Below are 18,977 nucleotides of genomic sequence, written 5' to 3'. Positions count from 1 at the left end.
CACTACGAGGAGATGGGCAGGTACACCCGGTTGCCTTGGTCGGCGAACTCGGCTGACTTCTCGTCCATACCCTTCTGGATGGCAGCATCGATGTCGTCCTGGGTCTGCAGGCCGTGCTCATTGGCGTAGTCGCGCACGTCGTGGCTGATCCGCATCGAGCAGAATTTCGGTCCGCACATCGAGCAGAAGTGCGCGGATTTCGCCGGCTCGGCGGGCAGCGTCTCGTCGTGGTATTCGCGTGCGGTGTCCGGGTCCAGCGACAACGCGAACTGGTCATACCAGCGGAACTCGAAGCGTGCCTTGGACAGTGCGTTGTCGCGATCCTGGGCTCCCGGGTGTCCCTTGGCCAGGTCGGCGGCGTGCGCGGCGATCTTGTAGGCGATCACCCCGTCCTTGACGTCCTTGCGGTCGGGCAGTCCCAGGTGCTCCTTGGGGGTCACGTAGCACAGCATCGCGGTGCCAGCCTGGGCGATGATGGCCGCACCGATCGCCGAGGTGATGTGGTCGTAGGCGGGCGCGATGTCGGTGGCCAGCGGTCCCAGGGTGTAGAACGGCGCCTCGTCGCACCATTCCTCTTCCAGTCGCACGTTCTCGACGATCTTGTGCATCGGGACGTGGCCCGGGCCCTCGATCATCACCTGCGCACCACGAGATTTGGCGATCTTGGTCAGCTCGCCCAGGGTGCGCAGTTCGGCGAACTGGGCTTCGTCGTTGGCGTCGGCGATCGAACCGGGCCGCAGCCCGTCGCCGAGGGAGAACGTGACGTCATAGCTGGCCAGGATGTCGGCCAGTTCTTCAAAGTTGTTGTACAGGAACGACTCCTGGTGCCGTGACAGGCACCATGCCGCCATGATCGAACCGCCGCGCGACACGATGCCGGTGACCCGCTTGGCGGTCAACGGCACATACCGCAACAACACCCCGGCGTGCACGGTCATGTAATCCACGCCCTGCTCGCACTGCTCGATCACGGTGTCGCGGTACAGTTCCCAGGTCAGTTTGGTCGGGTCGCCGTTGACCTTCTCCAGCGCCTGGTAGATCGGTACGGTCCCGATCGGCACCGGCGAGTTGCGCAGAATCCACTCCCGCGTCTCGTGAATGTCCTTGCCGGTGGACAGGTCCATGACGTTGTCGGCGCCCCAGCGAGTCGCCCACACCAGCTTGTCCACCTCTTCGGCGATCGAACTGGTCACCGCGGAGTTGCCGATGTTGGCGTTGATCTTCACCTTGAACGCCTTACCGATGATCATCGGCTCCAGCTCGGGGTGGTTGTGGTTGGCTGGGATCACCGCCCGCCCGCGGGCGACCTCGTCGCGGACCAGCTCTGCGGGAACTCCCTCGCGGGCGGCGATGAAGGCCATCTCGGCGGTGATCTCACCGGCCTGGGCGCGCTGCAGCTGGGTTCCGCGATTCCTCACCACACCCGGCCGCGGCGGCAGGCCGCGGTGCAAGTCGATGTCGGCATTCGCGTCGGTGTAGGGACCGGAGGTGTCGTAGACGTCGAAGTGCTCACCGGTGGTCAGGTTGATTCGCCGGAACGGCACCTTCATCGTCACGCCGCCGGGAGCTTCGATCTCGCGGTAGGCCTTCTCGCTGTAGGGGATGGGCCCGGTGGTGACCTGCGGCTCCACTGCAACGTCAGTCATAGTTCTTCCTCTCCCTTGCCGGCATGACCCGGTCAGGTTCGTACGGTCGACGGCCCCGGCCGTCCTCTCAGCGCACTGGTTGCGCTCCCGCGGTTCTTTGCGATTTCTGCACTGGCGATTCGTGCACTGCCACGCTATCGCAGCACAGCAGTCGGCGTAAGGCGCCGAGGGGCCCGGACGAGGATTAGGTAACTGATCATTTGCTTAGCTAACATATGTGCTCGGGGAAGAGTTAGCTGGGAGAGTCATGACGGCGCAGATAGAGCAGGTGAACACCGACGTCCAGGACCCGGGCGCCTCGGTGGGATTTGCCACCGCTCGTCGCCGGCTGCGCTACGACCGCGACCACCCGCGCTACAAGTGGATCGCGCTGTCCAACACCACGCTGGGTGTCCTGCTGGCGACCATCAACGGCTCGATCGTGCTGATCTCGATGCCGGCGATCTTCCGGGGTATCGGCCTCAACCCGTTGGAGCCCGCGAACGTCAGCTACCTGCTGTGGATGTTGATGGGCTATCTGCTGGTGTCGGCTGTGCTGGTGGTGTTCTTCGGCCGGCTCGGCGACATGTTCGGCAGGGTGCGCATCTACAACCTGGGCTTCGTGGTGTTCACCGTCGCGGCGATCGCGCTGTCGATCGATCCGTTCGACATGGGCCGCGGTGCCCAGTGGCTGATCGCCTGGCGGGTGGTGCAGGGCGTCGGCGGGGCGATGCTGATGGCGTCGTCCTCAGCGATCCTCACCGACGCGTTCCCGGCCAATCAGCGCGGAATGGCGCTGGGTGTCAACCAGGTGGCCGCGGTCGCCGGGTCCTTTGTTGGCCTGCTGATCGGAGGCGTGCTGTCCGAATGGGACTGGCGGGCGGTGTTCTGGGTCGGGGTGCCGATCGGAGTGCTGGGCACCATCTGGTCGGTGCGCTCACTGCACGAACTCGGTCAACGGGCGCCGGGGAAGCTGGACTGGGCGGGCACCGCCACGCTCGGTCTGGGCCTGACCGTGGTGCTGAGCGCCATCACTTACAGCATTCAGCCGCATGGGTCTTCGCCGACCAGCTGGGCTAGCCCGGCCGTGCTGGGTGCGCTGGGGCTCGGAGTGGCGCTGCTGGTGCTGTTCGGTGTCATCGAGCTACGGGTTGCCGCGCCGCTGCTGGACGTGCGGCTCTTCACGATCCCGGCGTTCGGGATGGCCAACGCGGCCGGCCTGCTGTCGGCGATCGGGCGCGGCGGCATGCAGTTCATGCTGATCATCTGGCTACAGGGCATCTGGCTGCCGCTGCACGGCTACAGCTACGAATCGACGCCGTTGTGGGCGGGTATCTATCTGCTGCCCATGACGGCGGGGTTCCTGTTGGCCGGTCCGGTGGCCGGTTCGCTGGCGGACCGGCGCGGTGCCCGCCCGTACACGGTCGGCGGCATGACGCTGATGGCCGCGACCTTCGTGGCGCTGGTGCTGCTTCCGGTGAACTTCGACTATCGGCTGTTCGCGGCGCTGGTGTTCCTCAACGGGCTGGGTGGCGGGATCTTCGCCGCGCCCAACAGTGCCGTGATCATGTCCAGCGTTCCGGCCGATCAACGCGGTGCGGCCTCGGGTGTACGGGCCACGTTCTTCAACGCCGGCACGTCGCTGTCGATCGGGATCTTCTTCTCGCTGATGGTGATCGGGCTGGCCAACACCCTGCCGGGTGCGATGGCCGCCGGATTGCAGCAGCAGGGGGTGTCTGCCGCGGTCGCCGACCAAGTGGCCAATACTCCGCCGGTCGGCAGCCTGTTCGCGGCGTTTCTGGGATACAACCCGATTGCCGAGCTGCTGGCCCCCTCCGGTGCACTGGATCGGCCCGGCGTCGACGTCGAGGCGCTGACCGGGCACAGCTTCTTCCCGCAGTTGATCTCCGGGCCGTTCCATACCGGCCTGGCGGTGGTGTTCGCCGCCGCGGCGGTGATGATGCTGCTCGGCGCGCTCGCGTCATGGCGGACGCCGGGGCACTACGCCGTCGAGCCGCGCAACTCGATACCGCAGCCGTAGTTCTCTCCTTCGTTTTCCGGCTGCGGGTACCGCTGCGGTGTCGTCAGCCGAGCGCCCACGAGAGGGCGAGGAGCCCGATGAGCACTACCGCGGCAACGGCGTCACGCCAACCGGGCAGGCTGGGCTGCGCCGAGATGCGGCCGGCGCCACCACGTGCGGTGATGGCGTCGCCCATTTCGGTGGCTCGACGCAACGAGACCACCATCGCGGCGGTGCACAGGTCGACGACTTCGGCTCGGCGGGAACGCTTCTCCGGTTGTGGAGGCTGAAGACGGCGAGCGGCAGCCAGCAGCCGGAACTCATCGGCCAGCATTGGGAACATTCGCAATGCCAGAGACAGGGTGACTGCCCAGTCATCGATGGGCAGCCGCAGAATGCGCAGTGGGCGACCCAGCAGCGCCACCGCGGGAGCGATATCGGCCACCTGGGTGGTCCATGAGGTCACCGCGCCGAGGCTCAGCAGGACCAGGCCCAGGGCCGAGATTCGCAGGAAATCCATGAAGCCGCCCAGGCCGAACGTGACCGGTCCGAGCGTGGCCTCCGGGGCGCCCCCGTTGGCGATGGTCAACAAGCTGCCTGTCACCACGAGCAGCCAGAGCCATCCCGGTACCGACGGTAGGCACGTGTAGGAAATCCCGGCCAACGTGGCGGTGACGACGATCAGCAGGGCGACAAGCCCGATTGCCGTCCATGACGGGGTGATGGTCAACAGTACCGATATCGCCAGCACTGCAACGAGCTTCGTGCCGGCCCACAGGTCGTGGATCGGTGACGGGCCCGGGACGGGGCGCATCAGCATCAGCGGGCGGCGACTCACGACTGCAGCTCCGGCTTGGCGGCGGCCAGTGTTCCCTGGTCCAGCCACAAGGTGCGGGGGCACAGCGAGGACAGGCTGTCGGTGTCGTGGGAGATCACCACGACGGCCTGACCTCGGTGGCGGATACCGACCAGTAGATCGACGAGATCCGACTGGGCGTTGGCGTCCAGCCCGGCCAGGGGCTCATCGAGAATGAGCAGACGCGGCGAACGGGCCAGCAGCCCGGCTAGGGTGACGCGCCGCAACTGTCCTCCGCTGAGCCGATCAACCAGCACCCCGGCGATCTCGGCTTCCAGGCCGACCGAAGCCAACGCGCGATGGATGCGGTCGGTATCGCTGGGTGCCCAGCCCGCCAACGCCGCCACCGCAGCGCCGGCGTAGCCGCGGAGCAATTGCAGTCGTGCGGCCTGAAAACACAACGCAACCGCACCCACCTGCCGAGTGGCGGGGCGCCCGTCGAGCAGGCACTGGCCGGCCGACGGTTCCAGCAGGCCCGCCATGATCCAGGCCAACGTGGACTTCCCGGATCCGTTGCCACCGCAGAACAATATGCCGTCACCGCTGTCTACGCGGAACGAGACGTCCCGCAGCACGGGCTTGGACCACGGGGTTCCCGCGGCGTAATCGAAGGACACGCTCTGGATGTCGAGGATGGTTTCCCGCCCCGGTAGGGGAGCCTGGCCGAGATCTGGCACGGTCCGAGCGGTCCCTCGGCCACCACCACCCAGGGCGACAACACGATCCGCCGCACCGGCTTCGCCGGGGTAGTGGGTGATGTGCACCAGGCCCAAGCGGTGGTGCGCGGTGAGTCCGTCCAGCACCGAGAGGAGGGTCTGGCGACCGGCTTGGTCGACCATGGTGGTGACCTCGTCGGCGATCAGCAACGACGGTTCACGGGCCAGCGCCGAGGCCACCGCGAGCCGCTGCAGCTCTCCGCCGGAGAGCCCGGTGGTATCGCGGTCACCCATGCCACCGAGGCCCACCTCGCTGAGCAGGCTCTCGGTGTCAACCTGACGGTCGGGCGGCAATCCCCACACGACGTCGTCGCGGACACGTAATCCCAGCACTTGGCTCTCGGGATGCTGCATGACCAGCGCGGTGCCGCCCGGCCGGCCTAGACCAACATCCGCCGGACGTTCGACGGTGCCGGCGGTCGGCGCCAGGCCGGCCAGAATCCGCATGAGGGTGGATTTGCCCGAGCCGTTGGCGCCGGTCACTGCGACGTGGTCGCCGATATCGACCCGCATGGTGACCGGGGCCAGGGTGTTGCGGTCGGCTCCGGGGTGCCGAAATGCGGCGCCGGTCAGGACGGTCGGAAGCGGACCGGGTGCGGCCCCGTCGCGTGCGGCGGGCAGCAGCCCCACCGACGACAGGTCGGTCACCGCCTCAAGCCGCCGCAAAATGGGGATCAGCACTTGCCAACCGAACCAGGTGCCGAAGATGACGATGAGCCAGACTGAGACCCCGAGGAACCACGCCCAGTGCACGACCCAGCTCTGCACAGCGTGTTCCAGTCCGGCCGCGGCCGTGCCGAGTACGGGCACGGCCTGCAGCAGCGTTGCGAATCCTCCAGAGTTGGCGGACACGGCGCTCAAGACCACCTCGCGTAGGTTGGCCAGCGCGGCGAACAAGCCCACACACACCATGGCCATCGCCACACCCCATACCGCGGCGATGGCGAACATCGTGGCCCTGCCTCGGCCGTGGCGCTTGACCTGCCCTGCGATCACGCCCATGTATGCCGATGTCAGCGCCGATACCGCACCTCCGAAGCCAGCAATCAGGAAGCTGATGAGGCAACTGGCGGCGAATGCCGCAAATGCCACCCGGAGGCGGTGCCGGTAACACAGCACTCCCATCGGCACGGTGCCCAGCCAGGCGAATATCACCGCGCCGGGCAGCACGATCGACACCACGGCGATGGCGGCCATGAGAGCCGCGGTCATCGCCGCTTGGGCTAGTTCCGCCGGCTCCATGCCGCGGGCGTGCCCGGGCGCGGTAGGTCCGTCCTCCGAATTCGCTGCCGGCCGCGAGTCCGTTCCGGGTGAGCTGGCAGCGGCGAACTTATCCAATTCTGTTCTTTCCATCGTGAAGCGCCCCGGGTACAGGGGGTTTCGAGGTGTCATTCAGTAGTGGAAAAGAGTCTTGAAGTCCATTTAAGTATATAATCAGCGGTAATGATGGTTAGGGGCCACGCTGTTCTTGGTTGTCCCGCATCTGCGGATGGGCCCGCTTGGCGAGGCATGGTGACTGGTGTGCTGTGCGCATCGCCGCTGGATGGGTGCGGTAGGCAGTAGGGCTGACCTTGCCGTCTCGATCTGATACCAAAGTGACGGGTGTGACAACTCGTGCGCAGGGGATTTGGCGGCGTCGTTGCACGTCAGAGACCCTCGACACGCCCGGATGAGGTGGAGTTGACCGGGCCCCGTCGGTGGTGCACTATGGACCGTGCAAGCACCTCGTTAGGTGAGGCGTCTGCACGGACATAGGCCACTGACCCCGAACGTCGAAAGACGCCCCGGGTCAGGACAGCTCCTCCCGGCTTAAGGGTTGAGCCCAAGTGGCTTCCCGTATTGGGACACGCCGTGCAGTGCCAAAGCTCTGACGAGAGGGGTGCGGTCTTCCGACAATTGTCGGAGCTGCCCTCCTAAGCATGCGGTGAAACCGGCGCGCCACTGCGCGCCCGCGACCGAGAGGAGGTGAGGGACGAATGAGTTCCGGTGATAGTCCGAGCCGATATCTGACATCTGTTCCGTCCCCATCCGAACGGTCGCATACCGCCTCCAGCTGAGCCACGACTCCGGCCTCCAGCTGAGCGCGTAGCACCGTTACGCGACTAGGAGGCCATCATGGTTGCAATCGCCTACACCGACATCACGGCTCCGGCCCCGCGTGCCATCAGCACGCCGAAGAAGCTGGACCACCGTCCTGCCGCTCCTGCCTCCGACCCGCTGGTCGACATGACCACGCGGCTGCTCAGTGGCCCGCTGCACCAGATGTACGCACTCCTGTGGCGCGTCGGAGTGCTGACCGTCAACGGCTGAGGCAGACGGCGTCTAGACGTCTTCCAAAGCCTCGCCGAGCTGTTCGAGCACCTCGCTGCGGTGGTTGCTGGCCAGAATGTGGCCGGCAGCCACCGCCACGGCCACCGGCCAGTCGATGATCTCGAAAGCCGCCAGCAGCGCCAACCCGCCGTAATAGGCCAATTGCTCAGGCCGCGGCACCGTCACCTTGCCGAACAGCGGCAGTTCAACGGCGAATCCCTCCGCCTCGCGAATGTGGGCAACTGCCTCGCGCTGGGATGCGCTGCGCCGCGGCTTGTCCGCCATCATGAACCTCCTGGTGGCGACGGGTCGCCGGATGATCGAGCCGCGACCGTTCCGCGGCGAGAGTCAGTGTCCCCATTGTGCACAAGCCGCAGTCGCGGCGCCGGGTGACCGTTAGATGATGCCTGCGGGCGGTCCGGTTGACGCGGCCCGGGAACGATGAACTCCTTCGGCTTGGCTGTGTCGTCCTGCGGTCCCGACAGCAGCCGCGGCACCACGGCTGCGCCGACCGTGGCGACGGTCGCCGTACCCAGAGCCTGGGCCCAGCCCAGCGGCCCGATCGGCGTGCAGCCCAGCAGCTGGCTGATACCGGGAACGGTGATCAACGTCCCCATCACGCCCAGCGAGCCGACAGCGGTCGCCACCACCAACGGATCACGCGAATCCAGCAGCGTCTGCCCCAGTTGCGTGGCGACCAGCGACACCAACGCCACCGTCGAGGCCCGCTGTTGGCGCCCGGTGACCGAAGCCAGCGCCCACGCGCCCACCGCGGCCGACGCCGTCGTCACGCCGCGCACGGCCACCGTGCGCCACAGCGCGCGCTCGTCGGGACCGTGCCCACCGGCGGCGGCCTGCTCGTTGAGCGAACTGACCGCCAGCGCGGTGGCCGGCAGCGCGTCGGTCAGCATGTTGACCAGCAGCAGCTGGCGCGCGTTCAGCGGCGAGCGCCCCGTCAGCGCACTCCCGATGATCGCGAATGCCACCTCGCCGGCGTTGCCGCCCAGCAGCACCGCCACCGCGGCCTGCACCCGCTGCCACAACTCGCGGCCTTCGTCCAGCGCGTCGAGAAGGGTGTCGACCCGCTCGTCGAGCAGCACCACGTCGGCAGCGGTGCTGGCCGATTCGCTGCCGTGCGCCACCACTGCGATCCCGACCGTGGCGGCCCGGATCGCCGCGGCGTCGTTGGCGCCGTCGCCGACCATCGCCGACACCTTGCCGGTGCGCTCCAGGGTCTGGACGATCTGCACCTTGTTCTCCGGAGACATCCGGGCGAACACCACCCGATCGGCTACCGCTTGTTCTTGGCCCTTGCGGGACAACGCATCCCACTGCGCGCCACTGATCACCTGGTCACTGTCGACCTCCAGGCCCAGCTCCCGGGCGATGGCGGTCGCGGTCAACGGGTGGTCGCCGGTGATGAGGCGCACCGGGATTTGGCGACGCTTGAGGTCGGCGAGCAGTTCGGCCGCCTCGTCGCGTGGGGTGTCGGACAACCCGAGCAGACCGACGAATGTCAGTCCCTCGCGGCAGAACTCGGCGATTTCCTCGGGTTCGGGGTCCTCGCCGAGCGCCGTGAGTTGCGCAGGAGTCAGTTCCCGGCGGGCCACCGCGATCACTCGCAGGCCGTCACCAGCCAAGGCGGCCACCGACTGCCTGATGGCCGGGCCCGCCCCGGTGCACGCCAGCACCATTTCCGGGGCGCCCTTGAGGGTCAGCTCGGTTCCCCGTATCGACGCTGAGAACGGACGCCCGGAGCGGAACGGCAGGTGCGCGGCAAGCCCGGCCGGCGCCGACGCGCCGGCCGCATCAGCGCCCTCCACGATGGCGGTGTCGGTGGCGTGCACCTGGCGGGTGCCGTTGGACACCGGCGCCGCGCTTGCCGCGAAGCGCAGCACGTCGTGGTCGGTGAAACCGGCCGCCGGGTGCACTTGCGACACCCGCAGCCGGTTCTTGCTCAGGGTGCCGGTCTTGTCGAAGCAGACCACGTCGACGCGCCCGAGGGCCTCCACTGAACGTGGCACCCGCACCAGCACCCCGGCCTTGGTCAACCGCCGGGCCGAGGACTGCTGCGCCAGGGTGGCCACCAGCGGCAACCCCTCGGGGATGGCCGCGACGCTAACCGCGATCCCGCTGGCCACCGCCTGCCGCAACCCGATCCGGCGGGCCATGCCCAGGCCGGTCACCAAAGCACCACCGGCCAGGCTGATCCGCCAGGCCTTACTGGTGAGCAGGCTCAGCTGATGCTGCAATCCGATCGCGGACTGATCGCCGGCCACCAGTTCGGCCGCCCGTCGCCCGTGGGTGTCGCCGCCGGTCGCGGTCACCAGTGCCACCGCGGTTCCGGTCACCACGGTGGTCCCGGCGTAGACCATGCATTCGCGGTCGGCCAGATCGGCACCCGGCGTGGCCTCAACCTGCTTGACCACCGTCAACGACTCACCGGTCAGCGACGACTCGTCGACCTCCAGATCGATCGCTTCGATCAACCGGCCGTCGGCGGGCACCACCTCGTGGCCATGCACCTCGATCACATCGCCGGGGACCAGCTCCTCGGCTGGGATCTCACAGTGACTGCCGTCGGGCAGGACCTTGCGCGCCGGTGGAATCTGTTCGTTCAACAGCACGCTGAGCCGGCGCTCGGCGATGAGTCGCTGAGCGGCAGCCAGCATCGCGTTGCCGCCCAACACCGAACCGACCAGCATCGCGTCGACGGGTGAGCCCAGCACCGCGCTGGCCGCAGCCCCCAGCGCCAGCACCGGCGTGATCGGGTCGGACAGCTCACTGCGCACGGCCTGGGCGAACTGCCGCAGCAGTCGTGGGGGCGCGGTTGCCTGCGCCCCGCGGCGGGCCAGATCCACCGCCGCCAGCGCAGCCGCCGCGGCCGGCGCATGGTGGGTGGTGGGTGTCTCTTCCAGCTCCGGTGGCGGCAACACCGCCCGTACCTGGTCGACGGACATCGCGTGCCACTCGTGCACCGCCGCCGGCCGAGGCACCGCCGCGTCCACGGCACGGCGCGCGAGCCAGTACCCCGACAGTGCGCCGGCTGCCGCGCCTGTGGTCACGGGGCCTGGCCCGCTGCCGCGCACCCCGGGCAGCATCAGCAGTGAGCCCAACGCGGTGGCGCCGGTGGCGATCTCGACGCCACGGTGGCTGGCGGAGCGGGCGGCGGGCAAGGCATGCAGCACCCGCCACGCAGCGGCCAGGTCGGTCAGCAGGAGATCGGCGCACCAGGGCGGGACGCCCTGTCCCGATAGCACGCCCAGCGCGACGTCGGCAGCGGCCAGTGCGTCGAGGGCAACCGCGGACAGCACCGCGACGTCATGGCCTTCGGCCTGATAGGCGGTTACCGCGGCGGCCAGCGCCTGGTCTACCGAGGCGCCATCCAGGGGTCGGATCTCGTCGAAGACCGGCCGCAGTTCGCCGAGCGCCTCGGCCTCCACCGAGACCACCTCGACGTCGGCGCGGCGCGCCTCGGTCACCACCGCGGCGGCCAGCGGGAGTAGCGCGGGCTGGAAAGAGGCCTGCACACCGGAGCGCGGTCCGATGCGGTGCCATCCCGGTTTGAGGTCGGCGTCGGTCAGTCGAGCCTGAGCCTGCACCCACACGGCGCGCAGTTCGTCGTCGTCGGCGCCGCACACCTGCATCACCCGCAAGGTCTCACCGCACAGCACGCGCGGATCGATGACCACGGTGTCGACGCGGTCGAGCTCACGCAGGCTGCCCGGCCGCAGCACCACCGTGCCGTGCTGATCGGCCAGACCGCGGCCCAGGGTGGCGGCGAACGACTCGCGTGCGGTGCGGGTGGCCTTCGGTGCGGTCACCGCGGCGGCCGTACCGGCCAGATCTGGATTCCGGGTCGCGGCGCCGATCACCCCAGCGCCTACGACTTGTGCCCAGGCGCTGCGGGTCAGGTGGCGCTCCACCGGACCCGGCGGCCGCGGCGCCGGCCGCTCCGGGACGGTCACCGGCGGATGATCGGCGTGGTGGGCGAGCTCCGGCTCGTGGCGGCGCCAGGCCCGTGCCTCGGCGCGTTCCTCCCCGGCGCGCATCGCCTCCACCGACAAGTCCACCGCCAGCGTGGTCGGCGCGGTGTTGAGGGTGTGCACGCCGGCGCTGGCCAGCGCCAACAGCGCATCGGTTGCCTGCTTGCCGATGCGGTCCTCCAGCAGTCGGCGCACTCGAGGCTGGTAGTCGATGACGACGACGCCGGCTTCCAGGCCGAGCGGTAGGCCCGGCAGGCGCAGCAACCGGCCCAGCGTCGCCGCGCCCAAGCCGGCGATGTTGGCGCCGACAGTCAACGCGCGCAGCATCTCGGTCATCCCGTCGCCGGGCAGGCTCACCGGGGCATGACCGCGGGATTCCGACCGTGGAATCCGATCCGTGCGGTACTGGCTTTCGGTGTCAGCTACCACCTGGCACAGTTCGCGCACTGAGACGGCGTTGTCGGCGGTTGGGTCGAGCCCGACCACTAGGCGCGACAACGGGTGGTTCAAGCGGACCGAGATCACCCCGGGCAGGGCGCGGGCAGCGTCCAAGACGGCGGTCGCCAGCTCGTCACCGGCGGAGCCGTCGAGGCCACGAATCTCGACCCAGGCCCGCCCCTCACCGCGGAAACAGCGGCGGGACAGCACCGGGCCCCCGTCGCCGTTCGGCAGAATCGCGCCGGCTACCCCGGCAGCGGTCTGGACGGAGGCATCGATCAGCGCTGAGGTCAGTTGGACACCGAAATTCGCTGCGCGCAGCGGCCATGAGCGGCGTACGGAACGCAGGGGAGAGTCTGAATTCACTCGGTACCCGACTAGTGGCGGGTACGGGTGCGGGTGCTGCTGGCCCCGCTGCGTGATTGGCGTGCCGCTGTCTTCTTCGGCTGCGCGCTGCGACGCGACGACGTCGACGAGCTCGCCGACTTCACCGGCTTTGTCGCCTTCGCCGGCGGCGCCGCCTTGAGCGGCCGCACCGACGCAGTGGGGGCCTTGGCCGGCGCCTTGCTGTCATCGGACCGGTTGGCCAGTTGCTTGAGCACCAGTGCGGTGCCCCCCACCGCGACCAGCACCGGCCACTCGACCAGTCCGGTCACGCCGAGGGCGCCCAGGGTCAGCGCGGCCGCGGGAGTCGAGTGGCTGCCGGTGCGCAGCCCACGCTGCACGCCGCCGGCCGCCCCCTTGACGCCGCCGATTACCCCGTTGACTGCGGCCCCGCCGATCGCTCCGGCTGCCTCAGTTGTCATGGTGACCGCGCGGTTCGCCGCTCCGGCCACCTTTCTTACCGTCCCTGCGACGGCGTTCATGGGAATTCCCTGCCCTTCAAATGAGCAAATTGGATAATCCGCCTATCTTATGCGTGATTTCGAGATCGGTCCGAAATCCACACCGAATTCATAGAACTGCGGGTAAATCAGTCCCGGCGGATCTCGACCAGCACCGGCGCGTGGTCACTCGGTGACTTGCCCTTGCGTTCTTCGCGGACGATCTCGGCGTGCGCGACACGAGTCGCCAGCGCGGGGGAGCCCAGGATGAAGTCGATGCGCATGCCCTGCTTCTTCGGGAACCGCAGCTGCGTGTAGTCCCAGTAGGTGTAGACGCCGGGGCCGGGCGTGAAGGGCCGCACCAGGTCGAGGAACTGTGCGTCGGCCATCGCCTGGAAGGCCAAGCGCTCCGGTTGCGAGACGTGCGTCGCGCCCTCGAAGAACTCCATGCTCCATACGTCGTCGTCCTGGGGAGCGATGTTCCAGTCGCCCACCAGCGCGATCGGCGCCGACGGATCGTCGCGCAACCACCCTTGGGCGGTATCGCGCAGCGCCGCAAGCCAATCCAGCTTGTAGGTGTAGTGCGGGTCGTTCAGGGCGCGTCCGTTGGGCACGTAGAGGCTCCAGACCCGCACCCCGCCGCAGGTGGCACCCAGCGCGCGCGCCTCTACGGCGGGATCGGCGTCGGCCTTGGCCCACGCCGGCTGGCCCGGAAACCCGACCTCGATGTCGTCTAGGCCGACCCGCGATGCGATCGCCACGCCGTTCCACTGGTTCAGCCCGACATGGGCGACCTCGTAGCCCAATTCGTGAAACGGCAGCGCCGGAAACTGCGCGTCGGTGCACTTGGTCTCCTGCATGGCCAGCACGTCGACTTCGGCGCGCGCCAGCCAGTCGGTCACCCGGTCCACCCGAGAACGGATGGAGTTGACGTTCCAGGTGGCCAGTCGCAGAGCAGTCACGCAGCCACCCTAGTTCGACGGCGCCGACCCGCTGCGCGTGACTTCGTCGCGCTTGCGATCGTCGCTAGTTCGACGGCGCCGACCCGCTGCGCGTGACTTCGTCGCGCTTGCGATCGTCGCTAGTTCGACGGCGCCGACCCGCTGCGCGTGACTTCGTCGCGCTTGCGATCGACGCTAGTTCGATGGCGTCGACCCGCTGCCCAGCACTCGGGCATCGATATAGCGGCTGCGGTGCTGGCCGGTGAATCCGATCGCTTCGAAGAACTCGAATACCTCGTCAGTGGTCGGCACTTGTGCGTAACCGCGGGTGGCACCGCGACCAACCCCCCAGGCCTGCAACGCGGCGCAGAGCTCGCGCCCGTAGCCCTGCCGGATCCGGTCGGCGGCCACCCGAACCGCCGTCAGCCCCAGCCAGCGGGTCCCGTCCGGGCCCTCGGTGACCGCACCGCGCCCGACCGCCACCCCGGGAATCGAGGCGAAGATCACATCGCCGTCGACCACCGCGGTCAACACGTTCACCGGCACGTCGTGACCGAACACCGCCAGCCAGTCGGTGTCGGGTTCGGTCGCCATCACCACGTCACCAGCGGCAGCGCCGGCAGCGCCGAGGTCGCACACCAGGGTGCGGGTCTCGTATCGCGTAGGGATGTCCTCTGGCAGCCGCAGGAGTCGTTCCGGGACCGCCAGCGTCGGTGGCAGACCCCGCTGCACGTACCAGTCGATGATCGCCGGGATGGCGTTCGGATGGGCAAACATGTCCAGGGGCACAGCCGAATTGGCCGCGAGGTCGGCGCCAGGGCCCGCTCGGAGCAGCCAGCCGTCCTGCCACTGATATTCACTGCCCGGCCAGGCCAGCGCGGCGGCATGCTCGACGGAACGGATCGCCGAGTTCTTCACCGGCCGGTCGGTCAGCCGGCGCACGTACAGCACGTCGGCGTGCCGGCACTCGTGCACCACCCCGTCGGCCGAGCGGACCCGCACCAGCGGTCCGGCCTGCAGCAGATGCCCGATCACATCGCCCATCGGCGGCTCGGAACCCGGGGCACGCAGATAGCGCAGACTCACTCGGACGCCGAGCTCAGGGAGTTCGGGTGGTTGGGACATCAGGGTTCGTCAGTGACCGAACGGGTCGGGCACGTCGCCCGGCATCCAGGACAGGTCGGGCACGCCCCAGCCGTTGGCCTTCACTGTCCGTTTCGCGGCGCGGGCGTTGCGGCCCACCAACATGTCCAGGTAGAGCAACCCGTCGAGGTGGCCGGTCTCATGCTGCAGCATCCGGGCGAAAAGCCCAGTGCCCTCCAACGTGACCGGGTTGCCGTCGGCATCCAGTCCGGTGACCCGCGCCCAGTGCGCCCGACCGGTCGGAAACGATTCACCGGGCACCGACAGGCAGCCTTCGTCGTCCTCATCGGGGTCAGGCATGGTTTCGGGCCGTTCGGAGGTCTCCAGTACCGGGTTGACCACCACACCGCGGCGCCGCGTGGTGGAGCGGCGGTCGTCGGCGCAGTCGTAGACGAAGACCCGCAGGCCCACGCCAATCTGATTGGCGGCCAAGCCGACGCCGTTGGCGGCGTCCATGGTCTCGTACATTGAGGTGATTAGCTCACCGAGGTCAGCCGGCAACGAGCCGTCCTCGGCGACGGGCACCGGGCTGGTCGGGGTGTGCAGGACGGGATCGCCCACAATGCGGATGGGTAGGACGGCCATGACCGCAAATCTTAAAGTGGCCGATGAGTGTCAAGTGCAGCGGCCACGGCGACGCGCGGGGCAGGCTCCCGGTTCAACACAGCGTGCCGTGATTCAATATTCGCTCAGAACACTCCGCCGAAAACAACCGAACGTTTGCAGCGAGAGAACTTTCCGGAAGGGTCCAGGAAACGATATGGACGGCGCCATGGCGCAGGCGAATCGCTCAGGGGACGATTCGGAACCCACCGACGGTCTGAGCCGTCGCGAACACGACATCCTGTCCTTCGAACGGGACTGGTGGAAGTACGCCGGCGCCAAGGAAGAGGCCATCAAGGAGCGCTTTGCGCTGTCGGCGACCCGGTACTACCAGGTCCTCAACGCCCTTGTTGACCGGCCAGAGGCCCTGGCCGCCGATCCGATGCTGGTCAAACGGTTGCGCAGGCTGCGGTCCAGTCGCCAGAAGGCGCGTGCCGCGCGCCGGCTCGGTTTCGACATCACCTGATCGTCTGACACCTTGATTCCTGGGCGTTTATAGGTCATGGCCCGCTCCTCGATACAGTGGGCGCAATGAACGACCACGTTCCTGACTCCTCTCGACTCCCGCTGCGAGCGATGGTGATGGTGCTGCTGTTCTTGGGCACCGTCTTCCTGCTGGTCGGGTTTCAAGCCCTCGGATCGTCGAGCACCGACGACGACGCCGACCACTCGACGACCGCGCAGCCCGTCACCACGACCTCGGCGCCGGCCAAACCCGAACGTCCGGCACACAAGTCCGACGTGCGGGTCTTCAACATCTCTGAACAGGCGGGGCTGGCCGGGCACACCGCCGACCGACTGCGCGAAGCGGGCTGGAACGTGACCGAGATCGGGAACCTCGAACTGCCCGAGGTCACCCAGACCACCGTCTACTTCAGCGACGCCGAGGGCGAGCAGGACGCGGCTCATTCGGTGGCCCAGGTGCTGGGAGCCGCTGTCGAGCCGCGCATCCCAGACGTGGCCGAGCAACCACCGGGCGTCATCGTGGTGGTCGCGGGTTAAGCTCCTCGCATGGTCACAGGTCACCGCAGAGCTTTCACCGCCGTCTTCTTCGCCACCCCGGCCATGCTGTTGGCGGCGTGCAGTCCCAACCAGCTGCCTTCCGACGCGCCCGGCACCACGCCGGCCATCTGGACGGGGTCGGCGGCGCCGTCGGCCACCGAGTCCGAATCGGGTGGCTCGGGCGGCTCGGACAATCTCGTTGCGCACCTGACGACCCCCGACGGCGGCCAGGTGGCCACCGCGACATTCGAGTTCAGCAAGGCCGGCGGCAAGGAATTCGCCACCGTGACCCTGCGGACCACCAGCAGCGGGGTGCTCTCGCCCGGTTTCCACGGCCTGCACATCCACTCCATTGGTAAGTGCGAAGCAGAGTCGGTGGCCCCCACCGGCGGCGCGCCCGGCGCTTTCCTGTCGGCCGGCGGACATTTCCAGGCTCCCGGCCACAGCGAGCATCCGCAGAGTGGCGACCTGACGTCGCTGCAGGTGCGCTCCGACGGCAATGGGCTGTTGGTCACCACCACCGACTCGTTCAGCAAGGCTGAGCTGCTGGCCGGGGACGGGACCTCGATCATCATCCACGCCGACGACGACAACTTCGCCAACATCCCGGCGGACCGCTACACCCAGGTCAACGGCACGCCCGGCCCGGACCAGACCACGCTGACCACCGGAGACGCCGGAAAGCGGATTGCGTGTGGTGTTATCGGCGCCGGATAGCCCGACCAACAACTGGGCTTCCTCGAGGTCCGAAGCCCGAATCGAGTTCGCCCGCAGCGCCCGTCCCACTATCGGGGTGGAATGGGAGCTGGCTCTCGTCGACGCCCAGACGCGTGATCTGAGCAACGAAGCCAGCGCGGTCCTGTCCGAGCTCGGCGAGAACCCGCGTGTGCACAAGGAATTGCTGCGCAACACCGTCGAGCTCGTCACGGGCATCTGCGACAACACCGGCGAGGCCATCGAGGACCTGCGCCAGACGCTGGGCACCACTCGGCCGATCGTGCAAAGCCGGGGCATGGAGCTGTTCGGCGCCGGCACCCACCCGTTCGCGCAGTGGTCGGCACAGAAGCTGACCGACGCGCCGCGCTACGCCGAGCTGATCAAACGCACCCAGTGGTGGGGCCGGCAGATGCTGATCTGGGGAGTGCACGTCCATGTCGGTATCTCCTCGTCCTACAAGGTGATGCCGATCATCTCCTCACTGCTGCAGCACTATCCGCACCTGCTGGCGTTGTCGGGGTCCTCGCCCTGGTGGGACGGTCACGACACGGGTTACGCCAGTAACCGCGCGATGATGTTCCAGCAGTTGCCCACTGCGGGCCTGCCGTTTCAGTTCCAGACCTGGGAAGAGTTCGAGGGCTTCGTCTACGACCAGAAGAAGACCGGGATCATCGACCACACCAACGAGATTCGTTGGGATATCCGGCCATCACCGCATCTGGGCACCATCGAGGTGCGGGTCTGCGACGGGGTGTCCAATCTGCGTGAGCTGGGTGCGCTGGTGGCGTTGACGCACTGCCTGATCGTCGACCTGGACCGGCGGCTGGAGAACGATGAATCCCTGCCCACCATGCCGCCCTGGCACGTGCAGGAGAACAAGTGGCGCGCCGCCCGCTACGGGCTGGACGCCGAGATCATCCTTGATGCCGACAGCAATGAGCGCCTGGTCACCGAGGACCTCGACGAGCTGCTCAACCGGCTCGAACCGGTTGCCGCGCGACTGCACTGTGCCGACGAGCTGGCGGCCGTCGCCGACATTTACCGAACGGGCGCGTCGTACCAGCGTCAGCGCCGGGTCGCCGAGGAACATGACGGCGATCTGCGTGCCGTGGTCGATGCACTGGTGGGCGAGCTCGATATCTCGTGATGGAACTGCCGATGTTCCCGCTGGAGTGGGTATTGCTGCCCGGCGAGGAGCTGTCCCTGCGGATCTTCGAGTTGCGCTACACCGTGTTGGTCGGTGACCTGATGCGCAGCGGCGATCCGCGCTTCGGGGTGGTGCTGATCGCTCGCGGTCGGGAGGTGGGCGGCGGTGAGCAGCGCAACGACGTCGGCGCGATGGCCAGCATCACCCAGTGCACGGAGCTCGGGGGAGGCCGGTACGCGTTGCGTTGCCTGACCGGGGAGCGGATCCGGGTGCGTGAATGGCTCGCCGACGATCCCTACCCGCGGGCGATCACCGAGGTATGGCCCGACGAGCCGTCAGAACCGGTGACGGACAAGCAGTTCGCGGCGCTCGAGGATCGTATTGTCGCGCTGCACAAGCGGATGGCCCAAGCTCAGCGACGGTGGATGATGCCGGGGCGCAACAGTCTGCTGGGTGGTCGACGGTTGCGGTCACTGGACCCGGGGCAGCGGCTGTACTCGCTGGCCTGCCGGGTCCCGATGGGGGAGGCCGACCGCTACGCGGTGCTGGCAGCGCCGTCGCTGCCGGATCGGATGGCGGCGCTGTACGAGGCGATCGAGACTGTTTCCGCGCGAGTCGAATTCGACATCCCTCGTTGACTCTGCGTCCA

Annotated in this window: 16 protein-coding genes and 2 riboswitches; of the genes, 7 read left to right on the top strand and 9 right to left on the bottom strand. The window is 68.1% G+C overall.

The window, feature by feature from the left end:
• Nucleotides 1-2: 2 nt before the first annotated feature.
• The gene (gene thiC / locus NM962_06320) at nucleotides 3-1,646 is read right to left on the bottom strand and encodes a phosphomethylpyrimidine synthase ThiC (GenBank protein ID UVO13700.1); all 1,644 of its coding nucleotides are present in this window, start codon (nucleotides 1,644-1,646) and stop codon (nucleotides 3-5) included.
• Nucleotides 1,641-1,745, bottom strand: a riboswitch (TPP riboswitch). (Overlaps the previous gene by 6 nt.)
• 148 nt (nucleotides 1,746-1,893) lie before the next feature.
• Here thiC and NM962_06315 point away from each other — a divergent pair.
• The gene (locus tag NM962_06315; GenBank protein ID UVO13699.1) at nucleotides 1,894-3,666 is read left to right on the top strand and encodes an MFS transporter; all 1,773 of its coding nucleotides are present in this window, start codon (nucleotides 1,894-1,896) and stop codon (nucleotides 3,664-3,666) included.
• Nucleotides 3,667-3,709: 43 nt separating this feature from the next.
• Here the strand turns inward: NM962_06315 and NM962_06310 are convergent, their stop codons facing one another.
• Nucleotides 3,710-4,465, bottom strand: coding sequence for an energy-coupling factor transporter transmembrane protein EcfT (locus NM962_06310; protein ID UVO14577.1), 756 nt, complete (start codon nucleotides 4,463-4,465; stop codon nucleotides 3,710-3,712).
• 14 nt (nucleotides 4,466-4,479) lie between these two features.
• Complete coding sequence (locus tag NM962_06305) at nucleotides 4,480-6,459, bottom strand: ATP-binding cassette domain-containing protein (GenBank protein UVO14576.1); 1,980 nt, start codon at nucleotides 6,457-6,459, stop codon at nucleotides 4,480-4,482.
• A gap of 475 nt (nucleotides 6,460-6,934) precedes the next feature.
• Nucleotides 6,935-7,103, top strand: a riboswitch (M-box (ykoK) riboswitch).
• A gap of 229 nt (nucleotides 7,104-7,332) precedes the next feature.
• Between NM962_06305 and NM962_06300 the strand changes: the two genes are divergently transcribed.
• Nucleotides 7,333-7,527 carry an Rv1535 family protein gene (locus NM962_06300; GenBank protein ID UVO13698.1) on the top strand — a complete coding sequence of 65 codons (195 nt, stop codon included), beginning with the start codon at nucleotides 7,333-7,335 and terminating at the stop codon, nucleotides 7,525-7,527.
• A 12-nt stretch (nucleotides 7,528-7,539) separates the two neighbouring features.
• On the opposite strand, the gene NM962_06295 is transcribed toward NM962_06300, so the two are convergent.
• The 6 genes from NM962_06295 to NM962_06270 all read right to left on the bottom strand — a co-directional run bounded on the left by NM962_06295 (nucleotide 7,540) and on the right by NM962_06270 (nucleotide 15,444).
• Nucleotides 7,540-7,815 (bottom strand): hypothetical protein, encoded by a 276-nt coding sequence (locus NM962_06295; protein UVO13697.1) that lies wholly within the window; start codon nucleotides 7,813-7,815, stop codon nucleotides 7,540-7,542.
• The gene (locus NM962_06290) at nucleotides 7,812-12,317 is read right to left on the bottom strand and encodes a cation-translocating P-type ATPase (protein UVO13696.1); all 4,506 of its coding nucleotides are present in this window, start codon (nucleotides 12,315-12,317) and stop codon (nucleotides 7,812-7,814) included. The genes NM962_06295 and NM962_06290 overlap by 4 nt, the downstream gene beginning before the upstream one ends.
• A gap of 11 nt (nucleotides 12,318-12,328) precedes the next feature.
• Complete coding sequence (locus tag NM962_06285; GenBank protein UVO13695.1) at nucleotides 12,329-12,817, bottom strand: hypothetical protein; 489 nt, start codon at nucleotides 12,815-12,817, stop codon at nucleotides 12,329-12,331.
• 107 nt (nucleotides 12,818-12,924) lie between these two features.
• Complete coding sequence (locus NM962_06280; GenBank protein UVO14575.1) at nucleotides 12,925-13,728, bottom strand: exodeoxyribonuclease III; 804 nt, start codon at nucleotides 13,726-13,728, stop codon at nucleotides 12,925-12,927.
• Nucleotides 13,729-13,911: 183 nt separating this feature from the next.
• A complete protein-coding gene (locus NM962_06275; GenBank protein UVO13694.1) occupies nucleotides 13,912-14,841 on the bottom strand; it encodes a GNAT family N-acetyltransferase in 930 nt (309 codons plus the stop codon).
• A 9-nt stretch (nucleotides 14,842-14,850) separates the two neighbouring features.
• Nucleotides 14,851-15,444 carry a peptide deformylase gene (locus NM962_06270; protein UVO13693.1) on the bottom strand — a complete coding sequence of 198 codons (594 nt, stop codon included), beginning with the start codon at nucleotides 15,442-15,444 and terminating at the stop codon, nucleotides 14,851-14,853.
• Between the two features lie 175 nt (nucleotides 15,445-15,619).
• On the opposite strand from NM962_06270, the gene NM962_06265 reads away from it, so the two are divergent.
• The 5 genes from NM962_06265 to NM962_06245 all read left to right on the top strand — a co-directional run bounded on the left by NM962_06265 (nucleotide 15,620) and on the right by NM962_06245 (nucleotide 18,966).
• Nucleotides 15,620-15,928, top strand: a complete 309-nt coding sequence (locus NM962_06265) for a DUF3263 domain-containing protein (GenBank protein UVO13692.1) — start codon at nucleotides 15,620-15,622, stop codon at nucleotides 15,926-15,928.
• A gap of 65 nt (nucleotides 15,929-15,993) precedes the next feature.
• Nucleotides 15,994-16,464 (top strand): LytR C-terminal domain-containing protein, encoded by a 471-nt coding sequence (locus tag NM962_06260; protein ID UVO13691.1) that lies wholly within the window; start codon nucleotides 15,994-15,996, stop codon nucleotides 16,462-16,464.
• A 63-nt stretch (nucleotides 16,465-16,527) separates the two neighbouring features.
• Nucleotides 16,528-17,181 (top strand): superoxide dismutase family protein, encoded by a 654-nt coding sequence (locus tag NM962_06255; protein ID UVO14574.1) that lies wholly within the window; start codon nucleotides 16,528-16,530, stop codon nucleotides 17,179-17,181.
• On the top strand, nucleotides 17,162-18,328 hold the full coding sequence (locus NM962_06250; GenBank protein ID UVO14573.1) for a glutamate--cysteine ligase: 1,167 nt from the start codon (nucleotides 17,162-17,164) through the stop codon (nucleotides 18,326-18,328). The genes NM962_06255 and NM962_06250 overlap by 20 nt, the downstream gene beginning before the upstream one ends.
• The gene (locus NM962_06245) at nucleotides 18,328-18,966 is read left to right on the top strand and encodes an LON peptidase substrate-binding domain-containing protein (GenBank protein UVO13690.1); all 639 of its coding nucleotides are present in this window, start codon (nucleotides 18,328-18,330) and stop codon (nucleotides 18,964-18,966) included. The genes NM962_06250 and NM962_06245 overlap by 1 nt, the downstream gene beginning before the upstream one ends.
• Nucleotides 18,967-18,977: the final 11 nt, after the last annotated feature.

Source organism: Mycobacterium sp. SVM_VP21 (assembly GCA_024758765.1).
Lineage (GTDB): Bacteria > Actinomycetota > Actinomycetes > Mycobacteriales > Mycobacteriaceae > Mycobacterium > Mycobacterium heraklionense_C.
Note: the sequence above shows the minus strand (reverse complement) of the source record. Positions and strands in the feature narration are given on the sequence as shown.